Genomic DNA, 22,061 nt, shown 5'->3' on the forward strand with positions numbered 1-22,061 from the left:
GGCACGTAAAATATTATTCGCTACCGTTAAACATTCTCCTGCAACTCGAGCAAAAGTTTTGTCAGTTTCTGTTGAAAAATTCTCTTGTCCTCCTGGGTAATCGGCTTCGGCCCTTTGCCATAGCTGCCTCTTCGCCTCGCTTTGGCCTGGTGATGCCGACGGTCCAGCATGAACTCGATATTTTCGCTATTGTAGCTTTGACCCCGGAATGAAATGACATGACAGCCTTTGGAAAGCGCAAGCGCAGCCAGCCCGTAATCCTGCGTGACGACAATATCTCCCCGCTTGATGTGGTTGGCGATATAAAGATCAGCGCTTTGATCACTGCGGTCCACCTGGATCGTCTTCACACCTTCCCCGCCCTGAATAAAATGGTCATAAGAAGAAACCATCAGAACAGGAATGCGGAAGGCTCTGGCAGCTTCGCCAATTTCATGCTTCACGGGACAAGCGTCCCCGTCAACGACAATGTGAATCGTGTGCATATCAGCCAGAAGATCACCCTGTTATCATGGTTTACCGTATTATTATATACGAGCTAAGGAAGTCAAAATCCTCTTTCTACGGGTTAACAACTTTTTCCAGCTACTGAAAAGATACGGAACAGGTCAACGTCTTGACGCGCTACCCGCTCCGTATGTTTTTACCCTCATTCAAACTTTTCCTACCACACCAGCTTGTTGAAATCAGCGAACTGTTTCAGTCCTTGATCCATCTGGGCCAAAAGTCCAAGGCGGTTATTCCGGATCTTCTCATCCTCGGCCATAACCATGACGGAATCGAAAAAGTTGGTGATGGAAGGCTTCAATTGTCCTAACAACTCAAGCGCTTTTTCTCCGTTTTTTGCTTCCAAAGCGCTGAAGTACGGCTTCTGGACTTCCAGCCATGCCGCATACAGATCTTTCTCCGCGCTTTCTTGAAGCAGGCTTTCGCTGACTGCAGCCTTGGCGGCTTTGGCAGCCAGGTTGCTTACGCGGTTGAAAGACTCGACCGTGGTTTTGAACGCTTCGCCGCTGTTCACAGCATTCATCAAAGCGCCGCCGCGGGAGACAACCGACATTACATCGTCAAAGCCGGCGGCAATGACCGCGTCTACGATATCGTAACGCAGATTCTCGGACAGGAGCTTCTTGACGCGAAGTCCGAAGAACTCCTCCAGATCTTTACGTATTTCGCTGCCTTGACGTTTCATTTCCCGCAGCTGCGCATGCACGTCGATCGCGATGTTGAACACCTGCGAGAGCGTAAGCGGCATTTGCTTGGACAGCAGGATTTGAACGATCCCTTGCGACTGGCGGCGGAGAGCGTAAGGATCCTGGGATCCCGTCGGGATGATGCCGATCGAGAAGCAGCCAACGATCGTGTCGATTTTATCCGCGATGCTGACGATAGAGCCTACCAAGGAAGAAGGCAGATCATCGGAAGCGGAACGCGGCTGATAATGCTCGAATACGGCTTTGGCAACCGCTTCGCTTTCGCCGGCTTTACGGGCGTAGTCTTCACCCATCACACCTTGCAGTTCCGGGAACTCATAAACCATTTGCGTTACGAGGTCGAATTTGCAAATATCGGCGGCGCGGCTGACATGCTCCTGATCCGTCCCGGAAATTTGCAGCGCTTCGCCCAGTTTATCCGAAATTTTGCGGATGCGGCGAACCTTATCGCCCACCGTTCCAAGCTCCTCGTGGAAAACGATGCTTTCAAGCTTGGAAAGGGCATCCTTGATTTCGAGCTTCTGGTCCTCATCATAGAAGAACTTCGCATCGGAGAGGCGGGCGCGCAGCACCTTCTCGTTTCCTTTGGCAATGACATCAAGCGATGTGTTGTCGCCGTTGCGTACGGTCACGAAGAAAGGAAGGAGCTTGCCCTGTTCATCCAATACGGGGAAGTAGCGCTGATGCTCTCTCATCGATGTGATCAGCACGTCCTGCGGAATGTTCAGGAACGACGGATCAAACGTACCGAACAGTACTGTCGGCGTCTCCACAAGGAAAAGCACCTCTTCGAGCAAGTCATCCTTGATGGCGATCTTCCAGTTTTTCTCCTGGGCCAGCCCTTTGATTTGCTGCAAAATCATGCTTTCGCGTTCCTTCACGTCAACGATAACATGCTGTGAACGCAGGACTTCCGGATAAGCGACTGCCTCCGTCACGACGGCATCCGTTCCGAGGAAACGGTGTCCGCGCGTCACATTGCCGGATTTCACATGGGTGACTTCCAGATCGATAACGTCCGAGCCGAACAACGCGACGATCCAGCGGATCGGACGGACGAATTTATAGTCGTAGCTGCCCCAACGCATGTTTTTCGGGAAAGTCATCGAGGACAAAATGCCAAGCAGGCCTTCCGCAAGGAGGGATGCCGTCTCGACACCCGTGCTGCTCTTGGTGACATAAATATATTCAACGCCGTTCAGTTCAATAAAGGTGAACTGTTCCGGATCCACGCCTTGTCCGCGTGCAAATCCGATGGCTGCTTTGCTCCAATTGCCGTTTTCGTCCTGGGCAATTTTGCGGGAAGGTCCTTTGACTTCTTCTTCCACGTCATCCTGCTTCTCGGCTACATCCTTCACCAGCACCGCAAGGCGGCGGGGCGTTGCATAAGCCTGAACATCGCCATAGGATAAACGGGACTGTTCAAGCCAATGTACCATTTTCTCCTTCAGCTGATCCATGGCAGCACGCAGAAAACGTGCAGGCACTTCTTCCAGGCCGATTTCAAAAAGCAGATCCTTAGACATTCTGATCCTCTCCTTTCTTCAGGAGCGGGAAGCCGAGCTTCTCGCGTTCCTCCACGTAGGTTGCCGCTACCTGGCGGGCCAGATTGCGCACCCGGGTGATATACCCTGTCCGTTCGGTTACGCTGATCGCGCCGCGGGCATCCAAGAGGTTAAACGTATGAGAACATTTCAGGACGTAATCATACGCAGGGAACACCAGATTCTGATCCATCGCCTTTTTGGCTTCCTGTTCGTACATATTGAACAGCGTGAAGAGCATCTTAACGTCGGATACTTCGAAGGTATACTTCGAATGCTCAACTTCAGGCTGATGGAACACATCGCCGTAAGAAATGCCGTCTACCCATTCCAGATCAAAGACGTTCTCTTTTTCCTGGATGTACGAAGCCAGACGCTCCATGCCGTAAGTGATCTCCACGGCTACCGGATGCGTCTCGATGCCGCCCACCTGTTGGAAATACGTAAACTGCGTAATTTCCATGCCGTCAAGCCATACCTCCCATCCGAGGCCGGCACAGCCAAGCGACGGGTTCTCCCAGTTGTCTTCGACAAAACGGATATCGTGATGCATTGCATCCACGCCAAGGGCTTTCAGGCTGTCAAGGTACAGCTCCTGAATATTGTCAGGCGAAGGCTTGATGATGACCTGGAACTGATGGTGCTGGTACAAGCGGTTCGGGTTCTCTCCGTAGCGTCCGTCGGAAGGACGGCGCGAAGGCTCGACGTAAGCAACCTTCCATGGTTCCGGTCCGAGGGACCGCAAAAAGGTCATCGGGTTCATCGTGCCTGCTCCCTTTTCCGTGTCATACGGGTTCACGATGATGCAGTTCTGGGCTGCCCAAAATTGCTGCAGTGTCAAAATCATCTGCTGAAAATTCATTTCGTCACTCCTTTTCTTGATCATGGCATTTAGCCCGTTTCGCAGCTTTACCAAGCCTGTCAGCAGACGTTTTTGGAACAAGCAAAAAGCTCTCGCCCATGCCTGCTGTACAGACATAGGGACGAGAGCTGTCATTCCCGCGGTTCCACCCTACTTGATCGCGGAGCTGCCGTAGCAGAAGCCGCAATCCTCTTTTGGCCGATTTCATATCATGCTCCCGGTCGCCTGTTCATGAATCCGTCCCACCGGGCTTGCACTTTCCCCGGCTCGCTGCTGGAACCAACCATTCATTACTTTTTCCGTTCAACGCATGTCAGACAATTTAAAAAGAAACTTAATATATATTACTGAATATATGGCGATAAGTCAAACCATTTTTACAGCCCGTATTTTTCCATCTGGTCAAGGAAGCTTTGCGACTTCAGGTTCAGTCCGAGCTGCATATCCATAAAGGCACGCATGACGCTCTTCAGCTCGGCTTTCGTCTCTTCCTTCACGTCGACGTGGCCCAATCTTCTTAGGTCCAGCCGCGAGAATACGCGAAGCAGCTTCAAAGCTTTCGGAGATATCTTCATCGCCGGTGGATCCAGATGCTTGCAAGAGCGGCACAGCACGCCGCCCAGCCTCGGACTGACGGCAGCATTGTCGTCCTCGGACAGATCCTTTCCGCAAGAAATGCAGGATAGGAGCTCGGGTCCGTATCCTGCGGTCTGAAGTATTTTCATCTCGTACAAATTCATGACGATGCCAGGATCCTTGCCTTCCTCCAGTGCGTCAAGACAGGCTTTAAGCTGATGAAACCAGAAGCTTCCCGTCTCTTCGTCCTGAAGTACCCTGTCCAGCAGCTCGCAGGCATAGGATGCATACGCCGCCAGTACAAGATCCTGACGGAGCACGTGATGCGAGCTGTTGATTTCCCCGGAGTTCAGCGTTCCAAGGCCCGTTCCGTTTCTAAAAAACACATATTCTGCTGTCGTAAACAGCTGTGTTAAGGCAGCATGGCGGCTTTTGACTTTTTTCGCCCCGCGAACCAGCACGCCTATTTTGCCCGCGTTCTCGGTGCAAATCGTAATGATTTTGTTCCCCTCGCCGTAGTCCATGCTGCGGATGACGATCCCTTCCACCCTGTATAGCATGCTTCTTCCCCCAGCCATTCCCGGAGCAGCCAAAGATCATTCGTTTTCTTCATGAGTTTCCGTCTCTTCCGCTGCCGCCATTTCTGGAGCAGCAGCCGTTTCGGCCATTGTTATGCCGCCATGTTCTTTATAGAGCATATAAGCATCCACATCTCCAGTCATCGCAAAATACTTCCACGAAAAATCTCGCATTCGTATTCATCCTTTCTTTGGAAATGACGTCTGCATCTTCAAAATTAGGATGTGGCGAACGCTCCGGATGTATGTGAAGCAAATACTGCCAGCAGCATGGTATGGATGGCTTAGGCGTCGCGGTGGAAGCCAAGGTCACGAAGCACGCGGTCCTGGTTGCGCCAGTCTTTTTTAACTTTTACCCATAATTCAAGGAAAATCTTCGATCCAAGCAAATTCTGGATGTCCTGTCGGGCTTGCTTGCCCACTTCCTTCAAAAGGGCGCCTTGTTTGCCGATAATGATGCCTTTCTGGGAATCCCTCTCCACGAAAATGACCGCGGAAATGTAGACGACGCCGTTCTCCTGCACGCGCATGTCCTCAATGGAAACCGCGATCGAGTGCGGAACCTCCTCACGCGTCATATGCAGGATTTTCTCGCGAACCAGCTCTGCGCAGACGAACTGCTCCGGATGATCCGTAATTTGGTCTGCAGGATAATATTGAGGGCCTTCAGGCAAATATTTCTCCACCTGCTCGAGCAGACGGGTAACATTGTTGCCGTTCAGGGCTGAAATCGGTACGATCTCGGCAAAATCGTGAAGCTTGCTGTACTGCTCGATGATCGGAAGCAGCGCCTCCGGCTCGATCTTATCAATTTTGTTCAACACCAGAATCACTGGCGTTTTCACGTCCTTCAGCTGCTCGATAATGAAACGGTCCCCGCCTCCGAAACCTTCGGACGTATCGGCCAGGAACAAGACCGCCTCCACCTCTCTCAGCGTGTTCAGTGCTGTCTGGTTCATGAAATCGCCAAGCTTGGATTGCCGTTTGTGAATGCCCGGCGTATCCAGAAATACAATCTGCATTTGGTCCGTTGTGTACACGCCGTGAATCTTATTGCGCGTCGTCTGCGGCTTGTCCGACATGATGGCGATCTTTTGGCCGATCACCTGGTTCATGAGTGTGGACTTGCCTACATTCGGCCGGCCGACAATGGCAACAAAACCGGATTTATATGACGCTTTCGCCATGATCTATCTTGATCCTCCTCTGTTTGTCTTCCCGCATCGGGAAGACTGCCGGGGCCCAGAATCCGGCGGCGGCACAAACAGATGCCGGCCGCGGAGACGGGGCCCCGGATCAATTGTTATTGGATTAAATGTTAATGATTATTTGTTCGCGCCGCTCTCCAGATCCGAAGGACCAAAAGCGCCGGGCAGCAGATCTCGGACAGTGGTCTCGGTCATGTCGCCCTTCATGTTGCCCATGATGATTTTCATGTCGGGATCACACAGCTCCACGAGTACCTGGCGGCATACTCCGCAAGGTGAAATCGGGCCCTCCGTGTTGCCCACGACAGCCATGGCCTTGAAGCTTCCTGCTTTATGGCCATCTGCGATCGCCCGGAACAACGCCGTACGCTCCGCACAATTGGTTGGGCCGTAAGCCGCGTTCTCAACGTTGCAGCCATGATGCACATGGCCGTTCTTGTCGAGGAGCGCGGCGCCTACTCCGAAATGGGAATAAGGCGTATAGGCATTAGCCCGTGCTTTAATTGCTTCCTGAAGCAAAAGTGCCGAATCCATAAGTAAAAACCTCCTCAAATTCCGTAAAACCATAATATACTACCCGCCCGAACCAAGCAAATCCATCACTGGACGGAAGAAGATGATACAGCCTGCAGCTACGGCGAAAATCGCCGAGAGAAGTACGGCGCCGGCAGCCGCGTCCTTGGCCGCTTTGGCCAGCGGATGCACTTCCGGCGAAGCCAGATCCACCACCGCTTCCAGTGCCGTATTCATCAGCTCCATCGCCATAACCAGCGTGATGGCGAGCAGTAACACCACCCATCTGACCCAGGACAAATGCAGCAGCGCTGCCGCCATGATGACGGCGACCGCTGCTGCTGCATGAATCCTCATATTTCGCTGCGTACGCAGCGCATACCGCACTCCCTCAGCCGCATAAGCAAACGATTCCAGGAGAGAGTCGCTTTTCATTATCGTATAAGCCCCACTTCAGCCAGAACCGCTTCCTGTTTGCCCATCATCTCGGCTTCACTTTCCTGATCCTGATGATCATATCCAAGCAAATGCAGGAAGCCGTGGACGAACAAAAATCCGAGTTCGCGTTCCAGGGAATGACCATATTCTTCGCTTTGCGCCTGCGCGCGATTCACGGAAATGATAATATCGCCGAGCATATCCGGCATGTCCTGAAGTTCTTCATCTTCCTCCAGCTCATAGACGATATCCAGCTCTTCATCGGTAAATTCGTTCATCGCAAAGGACAGCACGTCGGTAGGACGGTCAATTCCGCGGTATTCCTTGTTCAGCTCATGAATTTGTTCATCATCAACAAATGTGAGAGCCACCTCTCCGTCCTCTACGCCTTCCGCTTGTCCCGCCTTTTGAAGCAGAAGCTCCAGCGTCGCAATCAGCTCTTCGCTGATCGCAAGCTCCTCCTGCTCATTGTTCCATGCCAGCTGCAGTCCCATGACTAACCGCTCCTTCTTGTGTCTTCATTCGTTTTGTTCTTTTTGATTTCTTCCGGATACTCGATACGCGAGTGGAAGATTCCCATGACGCTTTCCTTAAGGGTCTTGGCGACGATATCCAGTTCCTTCATGGTCAAATCGCAGTCGTTGAACTGATGATCGTCCAGACGGCTCTTGATAATTTTTTCGATCATGCTCTCCACTTGGTCCACGGTGGGGTTCCGCAGAGAGCGCACAGCGGCCTCCACGCTGTCGGCGATGCCGATGACAGCAGATTCCTTGGACTGGGCTTTCGGGCCCGGATAACGGAAATCTTCTTCCGTGAAATCAGGCTCCTTGCCCTGTTCCTCCGCCTGGCGCAATGCCTTATGGTAGAAAAACTGCAGGAACGTGGTTCCGTGATGCTGTTCCGCGATATCCCGGATCGGTTTCGGGATCTTGTATTCTTTCAGCATTTCCACACCATCCCGCGCATGCGCGATGATAATTGATTTGCTCATCTTCGGATCGATGGAGTCATGCGGGTTCTCCATATTGTTCTGATTCTCGATGAAGTAGCTAGGCCGTTTGGTTTTACCGATATCATGGTAATAGGAACCGACGCGGCAAAGCAGCCCATCCGCACCGATGGCCTCTGCTGCGGCTTCAGACAAGTTTCCGACCATCACGCTGTGGTGGTAAGTGCCCGGAGTCTCCGTCAGCAGCTTCCTTAGGAGCGGATGATTCGGATTCGACAGCTCCACCAGTTTAAGAGCCGACAAAATACCGAACGTAACCTCGAAGAACGGCATAAGGCCGATCGCCAGGATCGCCGTCAGCAGGCCACCGGCAAAGGCAAATCCGATAGCGTACAACGTTTGCATCTGATTCCATTGCCCGCTGCTGATCAAAGCCATGATAAACACGGACAGTGATCCGAACAGGCATACCATGATTCCGCCTTTCAGCAGCGTGGAGCGTTGACTTGCACGATGAATCGTGAAGATGGCCACCGCCGACACGATCAGCGCAAAAAATCCAAAGCTGAAATCAAACATCTGGCCCTGATGGACGTTCAAAATAACGCTCGCCAGAATACTGAAAATCATGGCGGAGAAATACGCAAGCGACATATCCAGCAGCAGGGTTACCAGTGTCGCGCCAATCGCGACGGGTGCCAGATAGCCGATATACGGTCTCTCATTGCTTTGGAGAAAGCCCGCCAAATGCATCGGTATGACCGTAATGATAAATATAAGCACCAGCATGAGCAGCTGCGCGTTGTTGTATCTGAATTTGCCGGGATCGGACTGACGAATAAAGAGAAATATCCCCCATGCCATCAACAATGACAGCAAGAGCAGGCCAAGCTGCGGCCAATAATTGACCTCGTTCTTAAGCAAGCCGTTATCATCTAGAAGGTTATACAAGTCTTCCGTGATCAGCTGGCCTTTGGCGACCAGCACGTCCCCCTGCTTGATATAGACGGTCTGCGTATTTTCCCGTGCCTGAACCTTGGCTTCCTTGGTTGCTTCTTCATCGTAGAATTTGTTGGCCGTGATCGCTAGCTTGGACAGCTCCTGCACGACTTCCCGCGCCGTCCGCTGGCTTAGCGTGCTTGCGCTGACTAGCTCAGCTACCTTGGCGCGGGCTGCTTGGGCCTCCGCCACTTGATCGTTAGTCAGACGGGACACGATCTCACGTGCAACCGGCTTCATTTCCGCGATATCTTGAGGCGTCAGCCTCGGAATCTTAATGAAGGTCTCTTCCGGTATTTTATAGGTTTGCTGATTGGTCACTCTCAGCATCTCATCCAGCAGCTTGTCCGAATAAGTTGCCGAAGAACGGTTCGCATTGACGAAATTTTGTATAAAGTCCTTGGCGCGCTGCGGGATTTCCAGACGGTATATGGAGATTTTATCTTCTCTCGATACCTGGTCATCCTGATTCAAACGGTCAATCCGATCCAGAATGGACACGACCAAATTCTCATTGGGCACGGTTACGATCGTATTAATCGGTTGTACGCGTTCGGCTTCCTGTTCCTGGGCTTTCAGCGTCGCCTTGTTGTTCGGAATCTGCATCGGCGCCCTAATTTCCTTCTCGCTATGCGTTCCGACCTGAATGTTATACCTTTCCGGCAACAGCTCGGGAGCCAGGCTGACATAGAACAGCACAGCCAGACATAAAAAGAGAACATAGCGAGTTCCAGCGCTATGTTTCCAGCCCACATTTTTAATTGAGAAAGATTTGCCTGATGACGTTTCTTTCGAAGTCATAAAGATAATCCCCTCTTAATCTTGATTTTCTGCAGCTTTGTCATAAGCAACGATAATTTTTTGAACGAGAGAGTGACGAACGACATCTTGTTCGGCAAAATATACGAAGCCGATTTCCTCGATTCCGCTAAGAATCTTCTTGGCCTCAACCAGACCGGACTTTTTGCCTTTAGGCAAATCGATTTGGGTCACGTCGCCGGTAATCACCATTTTCGAGCCGAAGCCCAAACGCGTCAGAAACATTTTCATTTGCTCAGGGGTCGTGTTCTGCGCCTCATCCAATATGATAAATGAATCATCCAGCGTTCGTCCGCGCATATATGCGAGCGGCGCAATTTCAATGAGTCCTCTTTCAAGCGCTTTTGCCGTTTGCTCCGGCCCCATGACATCATAGAGAGCATCATAGAGTGGACGCAAATACGGGTCTACCTTTTCCTGCAGATCGCCCGGCAAAAAGCCCAGGCTTTCGCCCGCTTCCACGGCCGGCCTTGTGAGAACAATCCGTTTCACGGATCCGTCTTTCAAAGCGGCAACGGCCAGCACGACCGCCAGATAGGTTTTGCCGGTACCGGCCGGTCCGATACCGAATACGATATCCCGCTTGCGGATCGTCGTTACATAGTGCTTCTGTCCAATCGTTTTGACGCGGATCGGCTTGCCGCGGAACGTGGTCGTGATTTCTCCCTTGAACAGGTCAAGCAGCTGATCCGCCCGAAAATCCTTGGCCAGATCAATCGCGTATGCTACGTCCCGTTCCGTAAGAATATAACCGTTGCGGACAAGCTCGAGGAGGACCTCGAACAGCTGCTGAGCGACTGCTACGTCGCGTTGATCGCCGCGGATCGTAATCTCAGCTTCCCGGGAATCGATCTTCGCCGGGATTTCAGCTTCAATCATTTTCAAAAAAGTATCCTGAGGTCCGAATATGGACAGTCCTTCGCCTGCACTTTGCAATGAAATTTGCGCGCTGTGGTTTTTATCTGACAAATAGCCTCATTCTCCTTGACTATGAACTAGGGGAAGCTCTTCTGCGATCTTCTCCTCCACCTCAAAAAGCACTTTCATATAAACTTTACCATTCTCTTTCTTCTCATGCAAAATTTTTTGGCTGATGATCTGCGAATCGCTGCCGTATTTCGCCAAAATATCACGAATTGCTCCTTGTATTCCCAGTTTTTCGGCTTCTTGCTGCTGCAGCGTCTCCTCTGCTTCCTGAACCTCCATGACCTTCTCTGTCATCCAGCCGATCGGCAGCGCAATCGAACGCCAGGTAAGGGGATCATGCTCAGTGATTGTTTCCGATTTGGCAAAAGGCTCCTTTCCGTATCCCCACAATTGAATCGCCCTGTTTCCGAGCACGAGATAGCTTTTGTTTTTTCTTTCCCCTGTATATACATTTCGCTTCTGAACCAGCGGTACCTGCAAATTATATTCATGCCAAACGAGACCCTTGACCTCCCCTTTGGCCACGACAGCCTGTGAATGCGCATCCCCGTCTCCCAGAATGCCGGAAATCAGCACTTGTCCTTTCTTTACGCGCGTGTTCTTTTCGACCAAAGGACGCCCTTGCTCCGCATAAATGCTCGAGACCACCGCATCCGTTCGGCTGACCAAATGTCGAGGCTCAACCAGCGGCTTTTTCTCCGGCTCTGCCGCCTCTACGATTTGGATCGTGATCGTCGTCCCCTTTCTCTCCACGCCGACCCAGGAGGTGCCAGGGAGCTTCATGCTGAGCTCACGCGAGAGCTTGTCCGGCTCGTCCAGCCGGAAAATCCACTGAAATGGCTTGATTCCCGCTTGTCTCGCCACTTTCAGAACGTCTTCCGTCGCTAATTTTTCGTTTCCGGTTACGTTGATGTTCCACACCAGGGAGGAGAGCAGAAACAAAATCATGAAAAAGGCAATCATGCCGACGGCAAAAAATTTGCGATTATACAGCCTGACCATCCGAAACGGAAGACCAATCCGGCGTGAGACATGCATCCGGCAGCCTGTCCGCTTCAGCAGGGGGCGAAGCGCATGAAAATCTCTCAGCAGTACCTTCATATCGGCCGTATGGTCGCTGGTCGGGCGGATATCCCATACGGGAATGCCCGATTCCGCTAAAGCATTGATCAGATGATTCACGTGCTCCCCTCGGACGGTGATCATCACGCAGCCGCGCAGCCCGGATAAGGTTGGTATTTTCATGAGCTCTCCCCCGTTCCTATATATTTTATATTGTTGATGACTCCCTCGATCAGGACCTCCTGCGGCAGAATGGCCCGGATCATCAGGCCGGCACCCTCGACTTCCAGGGAGCCCTGGCTCAGCGAAAGAATCATTCGATTTTCAGAAAAATGCCGTACCCCGCGATGGTTTTCAACGGAAAGCTCCTTGTTCCCTACCAGCGTAATCCGTGGCAGATCCAGCAGAACATCCTGCGGCAAATCCAGCATTTCATTTGTCCATTTCCGCAGCCTGCGGCTGATTTGGGCCATACGAAGGTCTTCCCCCTTCCTGTACTTTAAAACTTATGCCCGGGGCTTGCGTTTTATGAGAGTTTTCACAAACGGGCATGCGATCTTTTGAGGAAGTTAAGGAAGCATTGACGACAAGAAAAAGCCTTCTCTGCACAGGCGGATATGGGGCATCCGCTGCCATACAGAAAAGGCTCTGATTATCTTTGCTGATATTGTCATAGATTAGACGATTACTTGCGTCCGTTATACGGGCGTTTCGCGCGCGGAGGTCCAAGGATCTCAGCCCAAATCAAGCCGTTCCTGGCCTCGTTCGCAAGAGGGGAAGACGGCCGCGGCTGTTTCGTCCGCGCAGCGGGTGATGAAGCCGGTTCCGTCGCTTGCTTCTCGATGCGGTCGAGCGATGCGTTTACCCGGCTCAAATGCTGTTCCATCTCCCGTTGAACATCCTTCAAGTTCCCAGGTCGTTCATCCTCCCACATGCCGGACACACCTTCGCCGGTATCATAGTCGGGACCTGGCCCTTGATATTCGAATGTCCTCTCTTCATCCCTCGAAGCTGTTTCTGACGGAGGCATTTTAGCCTCCTCAGGGCTGCTGAATGGGCTCGAACGCGGAGCCTGGGCTCTGCGCTCCGAATTCTCCCCGTTGCCGAAGGTAGGCATTCCCCGCGGATGCTGCTGCTTTTGCTTCGTTTTACCGCTCTTGCTAAGGGCAGAGAGGACCGCAAATCCCACAATCAGGACCCAATAGAAATTTTCCAAGATCCACATGGAGCATCATTCCCTACTTGTTATTTTGAGGGCCGTTTTGGTCTCCCTCGCCCATCTTGCCGAGCGAGCCTCTCATCTGGGTATCCGCCTCGATATTTTTGAGGTTCATATAGTCCATCACGCCGATCTTGCCCGAACGCAGCGCTTCAGCCATAGCGAGCGGCACCTCCGATTCGGACTCGACAACTCGCGCTCTCATTTCAACGACGCGGGCTTTCATTTCCTGCTCGTGGGCTACCGCCATCGCGCGGCGTTCTTCCGCTTTGGCTTGGGCGATCCGCTTATCGGCTTCCGCCTGCTCTGTCTGCAGGTAAGCACCGATGTTTTTGCCTACATCCACGTCAGCGATATCAATCGACAGAATTTCAAAGGCGGTGCCTGCATCCAAGCCTTTAGACAACACTGTACGTGAAATCCGGTCCGGATTTTCCAGCACATCCTTATGCGAATCACTGGAACCGACGGTTGTAACGATACCTTCGCCGACACGGGCAATGATCGTCTCTTCGCCCGCACCGCCGACGAGTCGGTCGATGTTGGCTCTTACCGTTACTCTTGCTTTAACTTTAACTTCAATACCGTTTTTGGCAACAGCCGCCACGACCGGGGTTTCAATGACGCGCGGATTAACGCTCATCTGCACGGCCTGCAGCACGTCGCGTCCTGCCAGGTCAATGGCAGCCGCACGGGTGAATTCCAGCGGAATGTTCGCGCGCTGTGCCGCAATCAGGGCGTTGACGACGCGGTCTACATTACCGCCCGCCAGGTAATGGCTTTCCAGCTGGTTGATATTCAGCCCTAAACCTGCTTTGGTTGCCTTGATCAGCGGATTGACAATCCGGCTCGGTGTAACCCGGCGGAGCCTCATGGCTACCAGGGTAATGATACTGATGCGGACGCCCGCCGCCAATGCGGAAATCCAGAGCGTAAGCGGAAAGAAGCTGAAAAACACGCTCAGAACGATGATAACCACGACAGCGATGAGCAGAATCGGAATTAACGACGTCATAAATGTAATCCTCCAATATTTTATTATGATCCCTTTGATTCAACCGTGATGTACTTATTTACCATGTTACATCATTCCCCACAATAAGTGCAGGGTTTATTTGGGTTTCACTACGATTCTCGCACCCTCAACATGAATGACGATGATCTCCGTGTCCCGCGGAATAAATTCTCCGTCGGTCACGACATCGATGCGCTCCTGGTCGATCACGGCCGTTCCTGCCGGGCGCAAAGGCGTGGCGCTAATCCCTGTCTTGCCGAGCAACGCTTCCTTGGAAGCCGTAGGCACATACCCCTGCTCCTTCGTCAGTGACTCACTCAGGATGAAGCGATTCCAGATCCCCCGCTCCTTGAACACGATGGCCACGATGACGATCACGACGACCGCAGCCGCAAAGGCGATTCCTAAGGACAGCATCGCATGGCTCGTATCATAGGCCGCCCGTACGACCCCGGCAATCAAGCTGACGGCTCCCAAAACGCCAAGGATCCCAAAGCTCGGCACGAACATTTCCAGGATCATGAGCACAAGACCCACGATAAAGAGCAGCCATGTCTCATTGCCTGCGAATCCCGCGACATAATTGCCGAAGAAATACAGCACAAATGCTGTAACGCCGATAATTCCCGGAACGCCAAAGCCCGGTACGATCAGCTCAATCACGATGCCGGCGATGCCGAGAAACAGCAGGATCGTCATCACGATCGGATTCGTCAGGAATGAGGCAACCTTCTCCGCGCCGGTATGCTGCATCATAAACATATTATCCGTTGAATAGCCCATCCAGGCTGCAACCTCTTCCGGTGAAGATGCAATCGTATCGGCATACCCCACCTTGAGCGCCTGCTCGGTGGATAACGCGATAATTTCGCCTTTTTCTTTCTTTTGACCAATTTCCGGCAAATCCACGACGGTGTTGATATCAGCCATGCCTGCCGCAATATCCGCGTTTCTTCCGCTTGATTCTGCAGCAGCCGACATTTCCGCCTTCCATGCAGCCACGAGCTTGGGATCCTCCACGCGCTGTCCCGTGCTGTCCACCATCGCGGCTGCGCCGATCATGCTTCCCGGCGACATGGCGATCTTATCCGCGTTCAGCGCGATATAGCTGCCGGCCGATGCGGCATTGCCGCGTATGTACGCAACCGTTGTTATGTTGCTTTCCCGAATCATTTTGCCGATATTCTGGGCCGTGTTTACCAATCCCCCCGGCGTATCGACTTCCAGAATAATCAGTCCGGCATTCATTTTCCCGGCTTCCTTGAAGCCTCGCTTCATAAATTTCTCAAGACCGGTCTCAATTTTCTGCTCCACCGGTATTACATATACCGGGTCCGTTTTTGTCGCTTCCGCTTGGGCCGTACCGGGTATCGACGCTGTCCAGCCTACCACGAAAAGAAGTATGAAGCCTATTGCAAGCCATTTGGTATATTTGGAAAAACCCATTCCTTTTCCCTCCTTTCCTCATGATTATAATATAATGTCCAGCATATGCTAGTTATTACGCAAGAAAAGGCTTACCGTTTCATAAAATGAAAAAACACCCCTTATAAAGGGGTGTTTCACGTTATGTTTTATTGCAGAAATTGCTGAACCACTTGGTTCACAAGTTTTCCGTCAGAGCGACCTTTGACTTTCGGCATCAGCGCGCTCATCACTTTACCCATGTCGGCTTTCGAAGAAGCACCGGTTTCCTGGATGGTCTGCTGTACAATAACTTTTATTTCTTCTTCGGAAAGCTGTTCGGGAAGATACTGACCGATAATCTCAATTTCTGCTTCGACATTTGCCGCAAGATCGTCACGATCCGCTTTTTTAAATTCTTGGAGGGCATCTTTGCGCTGTTTAATTTCACGACTGAGGATATCAAGCACTTCGTTGTCATCCAAAGTTCTTTTCAAATCTATTTCAAGATTCTTGATCGTTGAACGAACCATTCGAATTGTGGAGAGCTTGAATTTCTCCTTGCTCTTCATCGCTTGTATCATATCTTCGTTCAATCGTTCGCTAAGATTCATGATAGTTCAGATCCTCCTAAAACTTTCTCTTACGAGCAGCCTCGGACTTTTTCTTGCGCTTCACGCTTGGCTTCTCATAATGCTTGCGTTTCTTCACCTCAGCCAATACACCATCCTTTGCGATGGAGCGCTTAAAGCGGCGAAGTGCAGCATCAATAGACTCGTTTTTGCGAACTTTAGTTTCAGACACCAGTTTTCCCTCCCTCCGACCAGACCGTCCAAGAGCAATAACACGGTTCATCAAATTTAATTATAGGTGAAAGAGAAATAGGGTGTCAACCTTGACGCCTATTTTTTCGAAAAGCGCCTGAATTTTCAGGACAATCTGCTATGCATGCGAATCCGAAATGCCTGTCAGTGCGCCAAGTTTGGCACCGCCGATCAGATGATAGTGGATATGGTGTACAGCTTGTCCGCTGTCCGGTCCGCAGTTGTTAATGAGACGGTATCCGGTTTCTGCCACGCCAAGCTCCTTGGCCACCTGCTGGGCTACCTGATGCATTTCCGCGATCAGCGGCAAATCCTGCTCTTCTACTTCATTCATGGAAGCAATATGCTTTTTCGGAATAATCAGCACATGCACGGGAGCTGCAGGCTGAATGTCCTTGAACACCAATATTCTTTCATTTTCATATACCTTTTGGGAAGGTATGCTGCCTTCTGTAATTTTGCAAAAGAGACAGTCCATTATTGTTCGCCTCCGATATGTAATTTGGTTTTCACTTGCTATTATCATACCGGATTTCAGGGGAACCCGTCCAATTTTCGATGCAAAAAAAGAACCTTCTTTAGCAGAAAGTTCTTTTTCCTCCAAGGGATTTATCCCTTCAGAAATGGAATGTTTTACATACAGGCTCGATGATTAATAGAACGGCAGAAGCGACAATGCTGTCAGACCGAAAAGCGGGAGCGCGAGTCTGTTAAACCGGCGGCGTCCATAAGGAAAACCAAAGGGATACCCGAAACCGTATCCGAATGGTACCGGAAAAAACGCTCTGGTATCCTGCACAGGCCCGCGATAGCAGGGATCCCAGCAGCCGCCCTGTTGGTGATACGGACTCACCTGGCCATGATGATAAGGCATATTCTCATGGCCTACGGGAATCGCCATATAGACTTTCTCCTCATCCACATGCTCAATAAAGCCGTCATGGACGCTACCGTCCGACATGGTCGCTCTGACATAACGATACATATGTTTTTTACATACCTCTTTGGCCTCTAACTTCTCCATACCTTGAATCCTCCCCAGTCAGCAAATTACATGATCATCATATTCAGAACTGGGCGAATGGCTACTGGGCCGGAGCAAAAAAAAAGGCAAAAAAAAGAAGCACCCTCCAAAGCTGAAACAGCATGGATGCGCACGGACGTATGTTAAGGAGGTAGGTCCCAGCCATACGTCCGCCGGGGTGCTTCTTGTAAGATGTCGGCTATAACTGTATTATAACAGCGGCTTGCAGCTGTCACTGTGAGCTACATCACGCTATATCTGTTCACGCTACATCTGTTCGACTGTTATTTTCGATCCGCCGCCGGCTTGCTCCGCAGGTATTACCACCAGCTTGCGCGGCAGGCGCGCCCGAAGCTCCGGAACGTGGCTGATGACGCCCACCGACAAATGATCGCTATGCAGCTTTTCCAGTGATGTAATGACCGTTTCGAGCAGCTCTGGATCCAGCGTACCGAATCCTTCGTCCAGGAAAAAGAACTGCAGCGGATACTGTCCCCGGAGCTGGATTTGCGCGGACAGAGCCAGCGCCAGCGAAAGGGACGTCAGGAAGGTTTCGCCCCCTGAGAGCGTAGATACGGGCCTGCGCACGCCGCCGTTGGCATCGTCCCGGATCAGGAAGCCACCTCCGGAGTCCACCTCCAGCGCGTAACGCTGCTTGGTCAAATATCCAAGCCGCTGGGACGCGGACTGGCTGACCTGCATCAGCTGCTCCTCCGCGATATACTCGACGAAAGCATTTCCCCGCAGGCAGGACTGCAGCTTGAACAGCTTCTCCGCTTCGCGCTGACGCACCAATCGAAGCTTCTCCAGCTCCGTCCAACGGGCATGACGCTTCCTGATATCCTCCAGATCGCGTTCGGACCGTGCCTTGGCCTGCAGCGCTTCCTCGTCGGCCAGCCTGGCTTCGGACAGCTCCCGCGTCACGTTCATCCACTCTTCTTCGGTCAGCGAGCAGCCGAGCAGCTGCTCCTCAATATGCCGGATCGCGGACAGCAGATCCCGTTCTCCATCGCGATGCGTCCGAACCCTGGCCGCGAGCTGTTCAGCCTGCTCAGGCGTGATATACGCTTCTTCCACGTCCGCCTCGCCGGCAAAAGTCGAATCCGCAAGCAGCTTCTCCCAGCGCTTGCCCGCCGCCTCCTGATGCGCTGACGCAGAATCCGCAGCCTGGCATGCCATAGCATAGGCCTTGGCGCTTTCATGCTTCTCTTGTTCTGCGGACTGCCGCAGCGCCTTCTGTCTTGCTGCCGTTTCCCGGAGCGTCTTCAGCTCCTTAATGCAGGCCTCCAGCAGGATTTCCGCCCGCTGGTCGCCGATCCAGGCCTGCAGGCGCTGCTGCTTCTCGTTCAGAAGCTCCTGTTTGCCTTGAAGCTGGACTTCCAGCTGAACCAGCTGCTTCTCCGCGTCCGTTAAGCTTCGTTCCATCGCTTGGACGGTACTTTTCTTCTCCTCCAGAAACGGCACGCTCCGGCGGAGTCGTTCTTTGATTTCCTCTGCCTCGCGATCCTTCTGCGACATCTCGGCCCACCGGGTTTCGACCTCGCCTTGCGGAAGCTCCGGCAGTTCCTCGGACCACTTGCCTCTCAGGAGAGTCATTTCTTCATTGATCTGCTCCAGCTTCGTCCGAAGCTGTTCTAATACACCGCTGCCGGCCTCGATCTCTGCCGTCAGCTTAAGCGTCTGCTGCCGCACCGTTTCATACTTCTCCCGAAGCTCTGAGGATTCTCTTTTCAGTATTGACAGCTCTTCCGACAGCTGGTCCCGCGAAGCCTCAAGCGCGTCAATCCGCTGCTCCCAGACCGCTGCCGAGAATGGCGCAGCATCCGCAAGCTCCGCGCTCGCAGCCGCATAATCCATCGCTTCGCCGGCGGCTTTCGGCGCGTCAATGAGCTCGCCATCCCCAAGGGCCGAGCATTCATGAATGATCTGCCGCTGGGCATATTTGAAATCCTGGACCCTTGCCCTGATTTCTTGGAGCTTCCGAAGCGTCTCTTCGTAGATGCCCGTCTCATCCGCTTCAGCATGGGCGGGGACCGGATGATCCAAAGAGCCGCATACCGGACATGGCTGCCCGTCATGAAGCTCCGAAGCGAGTGCGCGCGAAAGGCTCCGAAGCTGATGCTGCTTCAGCACCTCGTTAAGCTCATGATCATCCCGCTCCAGACTCACGAGGGCACGGTCTGCCTGCCCGGCCTGCTTCTCGGCTTGAGCAAGCAATGCTGCGCCTTTATAGGCAAGCTCCTTCTCCTGTTCCTGAAGCAGGCGAAGCTGCCCGCTGCTCAGTTCGTGCTTCCTTTGCACCGAAGAGAGCTTCTCCTGCTGCAATTCCATCTCCGCCTGCGCCTTAGCCCGGCGCTCTTCTCCCGAAACCAGCAATTGGCGCAGCTGCAGTGCCTTCTGAAGCATATCCCGCTCTTTGGAGCTAACTTCAAGCCCGTTCAGCTTCTCCTGCAGCTCCGACTGCTTTTGCGATCCCCGGTTCAATAGTTCCTGCTCCTTGGCAAGAGACTGCTGCAGCTCTTTCAGGTTTACAGACGCCGCTTGATGCTGAACCATCAGCTGCTCGAAAAGGGATTGAGTAGCATCCCGCTCCTTCTGCAGCACAACCGCCTGCTCTAGCTGTTCCTGCCGCTGCAATAGCTTCGGCTCGCTGGAAGCCAAAGCTTCTTGCGCCGCTTCATCGATAGCAGCAGCCTTGACCGCCGCTTCTTCGGCCTGCTGAGCAGAGGTCTGAAGCACGGCTCTCTCCGCGTCCTTCTGCTTCCACTCCTGTCTGCTTTCCCTCCATTGAACGAGGGATGGCAAAATGGCGGACGCGGCTGCAGACTTGTCAAGCCGCTGCTCAAGTCCCCGCATCTCGTCTTCCAGCATGCGCAGCTGGTCCAGCTGGCTCTGCTTCCGATGCTTCTCCAGCTGGCGCTCCCGGATTTTGCCCTTCTCCTCCGCATCCTTCGTCAATGCGTTCAGCTTCGCGCGGATCGCCTCAGCTTGGGCAGCCGCATCTTTCAGCTGCTGCTCCGCCAGCTTCAAAGCATCCTCGCCTGCCTCGCCCAGTCCCTGCTGCTCCGCTTCGATGGCTCGCAGCGTGCCGTCATTCTCCTTGACCCTTCGGCTGAGCTTGATGCCGAGCTGATCACCGTATTTCTCAAGATGAAATAAGCGCTGCAACATCTGCCTGCGCTCGCTGCCCTTCAGAGAGAGAAATTCGGCGAACTTGCCCTGCGGAAGAACGACGGCCCGGGTGAAGTCGTCCATTTTCAGGCCGATCTTATCTTCCACGCATCGCGTCACTTCGGCCAGCTTGTCGGCAACGACGTTCTCGCCTTCATCCGTGATCTCGATGAACCGGCTGACCGTGTTGCTGACAGACAGCTCGCTGGTGCGCTTGAATCTCCGCTCCACGCGGTATCGGTGCTTGCCTTCCTCGGAAGCCAGCTCAAAGCTGAAGGAAACGAACAGGCTGTCCTCCGAATGGTTCATGATCCCTTGCGTCCCGTTGACGGCCCGTTCGACTTTGCCGTACAAAGCGAGGGTCATCGCATCCAGCAAGGTCGATTTGCCGCTGCCCGTAGGCCCGAATATGCCGAACAGCCCCATATCGCATAAATCCTCGAAATCGATCTGCTGCATTTCCCTGTAGCTTTGCAGACCGGATAGTTTAAGCGTAATTGGCTTCATTCCGCTTCCTCCTCCTTAGCCTGTTCCTCTTCCTCGACAAGCTCGAGAAACAGCTGCGTCAGCTCCTCTTCCGGTTCGGCTCCGCCGGTCTGACGCTGATAGAACTTGCGGAACAGCTCCGAGACCGGGAGCCCTGAACGTTCATACTGCAGCTCCGCCTGCTCCATTTCGGGATAAACCGGACGGATATGTACGAAGCCTTCCCGGCTTTTGCGCAGGCGCTGGATCTCGCCGATCGACATGGATTCGGTCAAGGACACCTCCAAATCGATAAAAGCATCCGCATGCCTTCCTTCATCCAGCCAGCGGTAGACCTCCTCCAGGCCGCCTTTTGCTTTCCAGCGGACCAACGGACGGCCGCAAGACAGATGAATTTCTTCCAGCACTGGAGCTCCGCCAGGGGCGATATCCAGCATCATGACCGATTTAGCCTGTCCGGCTTCCGAAAAGCTGTAGGCCAGCGGCGAGCCGCTGTAGCGTATAACACCATCGCCCTTCACGGCCTGCGGACGATGCAGATGTCCAAGCGCCGTATACTGCGCCCCGACCGACAGCGCCGATGGATCAACCGTATAGGCGCCACCGACCTGGATCGGGCGTTCCGAATCGCTTTCCACGCCGCCCAGAACATAAATATGGCTCATCGCCAGATTGACCGTTTCCGGCTTGAACTCCCGCGCGAGCTTGTTCATCAGCATGCCTACACGGGCACTGTATGCCCTGCGCAGCTCTTCTTCCTGGCCTTCTGCGGACAGCAGCTCATTAAGCCGGGATTCCGAGGGATACGGAAGCGCAGCGATTTTGGCGATTTCTCCCGTCCGGGAAGCCCCTACCGTTACCGTTTCAGCTATGGGAAGGCCGATCAGCGTAATTCCCTGCCGCGCAACCAGCGGCGAAACCGAGGATACGCGTTCGGGCTGATCATGGTTGCCGGAGATGACAACGAGCGGCCGCCCATTCTCCGTCAATCTTGCACAAGCCTCGTAAAAGAGCTGTTCCGCTGCCGCAGGCGGATTAACCGAGTCGTAAACATCACCCGCCATCAGCACCAGATCAGCCTGCTGCTCATTCGCGATGCGGACAAGCTCATCCACAAAATCCTCCTGTTCCCTCAGCCTGCCGCGGCCTTCAAGCGTTTTTCCTAAATGCCAATCCCCGGTGTGCAGTATCCTCATGCCGCCTCTCCTTTCCATATGCAAAAATTA

General features: G+C 53.0%; 22 protein-coding genes. All 22 read right to left on the bottom strand.

Annotation, left to right across the window (positions count from 1 at the left end):
* Window positions 1-26: 26 nt before the first annotated feature.
* On the bottom strand, window positions 27-485 hold the full coding sequence (locus PCH05_RS07320) for a YaiI/YqxD family protein (RefSeq protein WP_127601711.1): 459 nt from the start codon (window positions 483-485) through the stop codon (window positions 27-29).
* A gap of 179 nt (window positions 486-664) precedes the next feature.
* A complete protein-coding gene (glyS, locus tag PCH05_RS07325) occupies window positions 665-2,740 on the bottom strand; it encodes a glycine--tRNA ligase subunit beta (RefSeq protein WP_127601712.1) in 2,076 nt (691 codons plus the stop codon).
* Window positions 2,733-3,620, bottom strand: coding sequence for a glycine--tRNA ligase subunit alpha (gene glyQ / locus PCH05_RS07330; RefSeq protein WP_127601713.1), 888 nt, complete (start codon window positions 3,618-3,620; stop codon window positions 2,733-2,735). Before glyQ ends, glyS begins: the two co-directional genes overlap by 8 nt.
* A gap of 377 nt (window positions 3,621-3,997) precedes the next feature.
* Window positions 3,998-4,756 carry a DNA repair protein RecO gene (gene recO / locus PCH05_RS07335; protein WP_127601714.1) on the bottom strand — a complete coding sequence of 253 codons (759 nt, stop codon included), beginning with the start codon at window positions 4,754-4,756 and terminating at the stop codon, window positions 3,998-4,000.
* A 36-nt stretch (window positions 4,757-4,792) separates the two neighbouring features.
* The gene (locus PCH05_RS07340; RefSeq protein ID WP_127601715.1) at window positions 4,793-4,948 is read right to left on the bottom strand and encodes a YqzL family protein; all 156 of its coding nucleotides are present in this window, start codon (window positions 4,946-4,948) and stop codon (window positions 4,793-4,795) included.
* A 110-nt stretch (window positions 4,949-5,058) separates the two neighbouring features.
* Window positions 5,059-5,961 carry a GTPase Era gene (gene era, locus PCH05_RS07345; protein WP_127601716.1) on the bottom strand — a complete coding sequence of 301 codons (903 nt, stop codon included), beginning with the start codon at window positions 5,959-5,961 and terminating at the stop codon, window positions 5,059-5,061.
* A gap of 138 nt (window positions 5,962-6,099) precedes the next feature.
* Window positions 6,100-6,516, bottom strand: coding sequence for a cytidine deaminase (cdd, locus tag PCH05_RS07350; protein ID WP_127601717.1), 417 nt, complete (start codon window positions 6,514-6,516; stop codon window positions 6,100-6,102).
* Window positions 6,517-6,555: 39 nt separating this feature from the next.
* Window positions 6,556-6,930, bottom strand: a complete 375-nt coding sequence (locus tag PCH05_RS07355) for a diacylglycerol kinase family protein (protein WP_127601718.1) — start codon at window positions 6,928-6,930, stop codon at window positions 6,556-6,558.
* Complete coding sequence (gene ybeY, locus PCH05_RS07360) at window positions 6,930-7,427, bottom strand: rRNA maturation RNase YbeY (protein ID WP_127601719.1); 498 nt, start codon at window positions 7,425-7,427, stop codon at window positions 6,930-6,932. Before ybeY ends, PCH05_RS07355 begins: the two co-directional genes overlap by 1 nt.
* Before the next feature lie 2 nt (window positions 7,428-7,429).
* Window positions 7,430-9,685 carry an HD family phosphohydrolase gene (locus PCH05_RS07365; RefSeq protein ID WP_127601720.1) on the bottom strand — a complete coding sequence of 752 codons (2,256 nt, stop codon included), beginning with the start codon at window positions 9,683-9,685 and terminating at the stop codon, window positions 7,430-7,432.
* Window positions 9,686-9,700: 15 nt separating this feature from the next.
* The gene (locus PCH05_RS07370) at window positions 9,701-10,672 is read right to left on the bottom strand and encodes a PhoH family protein (protein WP_127601721.1); all 972 of its coding nucleotides are present in this window, start codon (window positions 10,670-10,672) and stop codon (window positions 9,701-9,703) included.
* 6 nt (window positions 10,673-10,678) lie between these two features.
* Window positions 10,679-11,875, bottom strand: a complete 1,197-nt coding sequence (gene yqfD / locus PCH05_RS07375) for a sporulation protein YqfD (protein WP_127601722.1) — start codon at window positions 11,873-11,875, stop codon at window positions 10,679-10,681.
* The gene (gene yqfC, locus PCH05_RS07380) at window positions 11,872-12,165 is read right to left on the bottom strand and encodes a sporulation protein YqfC (RefSeq protein WP_127601723.1); all 294 of its coding nucleotides are present in this window, start codon (window positions 12,163-12,165) and stop codon (window positions 11,872-11,874) included. Before yqfC ends, yqfD begins: the two co-directional genes overlap by 4 nt.
* Before the next feature lie 212 nt (window positions 12,166-12,377).
* Window positions 12,378-12,917, bottom strand: a complete 540-nt coding sequence (locus PCH05_RS07385) for a YqfB family membrane protein (protein WP_127601724.1) — start codon at window positions 12,915-12,917, stop codon at window positions 12,378-12,380.
* 13 nt (window positions 12,918-12,930) lie between these two features.
* Window positions 12,931-13,926, bottom strand: a complete 996-nt coding sequence (gene floA, locus PCH05_RS07390) for a flotillin-like protein FloA (protein ID WP_127601725.1) — start codon at window positions 13,924-13,926, stop codon at window positions 12,931-12,933.
* 96 nt (window positions 13,927-14,022) lie between these two features.
* Complete coding sequence (locus PCH05_RS07395) at window positions 14,023-15,372, bottom strand: NfeD family protein (protein WP_127601726.1); 1,350 nt, start codon at window positions 15,370-15,372, stop codon at window positions 14,023-14,025.
* A gap of 128 nt (window positions 15,373-15,500) precedes the next feature.
* Window positions 15,501-15,944: a GatB/YqeY domain-containing protein gene (locus PCH05_RS07400; RefSeq protein WP_127601727.1), complete on the bottom strand. Its 444-nt coding sequence runs from the start codon at window positions 15,942-15,944 to the stop codon at window positions 15,501-15,503.
* A 16-nt stretch (window positions 15,945-15,960) separates the two neighbouring features.
* Window positions 15,961-16,134 (bottom strand): 30S ribosomal protein S21, encoded by a 174-nt coding sequence (rpsU, locus tag PCH05_RS07405; protein WP_036712328.1) that lies wholly within the window; start codon window positions 16,132-16,134, stop codon window positions 15,961-15,963.
* Window positions 16,135-16,272: 138 nt separating this feature from the next.
* The gene (locus tag PCH05_RS07410) at window positions 16,273-16,632 is read right to left on the bottom strand and encodes a histidine triad nucleotide-binding protein (protein WP_127601728.1); all 360 of its coding nucleotides are present in this window, start codon (window positions 16,630-16,632) and stop codon (window positions 16,273-16,275) included.
* A gap of 174 nt (window positions 16,633-16,806) precedes the next feature.
* A complete protein-coding gene (locus PCH05_RS07415) occupies window positions 16,807-17,178 on the bottom strand; it encodes a hypothetical protein (RefSeq protein ID WP_127601729.1) in 372 nt (123 codons plus the stop codon).
* Between the two features lie 267 nt (window positions 17,179-17,445).
* On the bottom strand, window positions 17,446-20,856 hold the full coding sequence (locus tag PCH05_RS07420; RefSeq protein WP_127601730.1) for an AAA family ATPase: 3,411 nt from the start codon (window positions 20,854-20,856) through the stop codon (window positions 17,446-17,448).
* Complete coding sequence (locus tag PCH05_RS07425) at window positions 20,853-22,031, bottom strand: exonuclease SbcCD subunit D (protein WP_127601731.1); 1,179 nt, start codon at window positions 22,029-22,031, stop codon at window positions 20,853-20,855. Before PCH05_RS07425 ends, PCH05_RS07420 begins: the two co-directional genes overlap by 4 nt.
* Window positions 22,032-22,061 lie beyond the last annotated feature (30 nt).

This window comes from Paenibacillus chibensis (genome assembly GCF_004001045.1).
Taxonomy (GTDB): Bacteria; Bacillota; Bacilli; order Paenibacillales; family Paenibacillaceae; genus Paenibacillus_AQ; species Paenibacillus_AQ chibensis.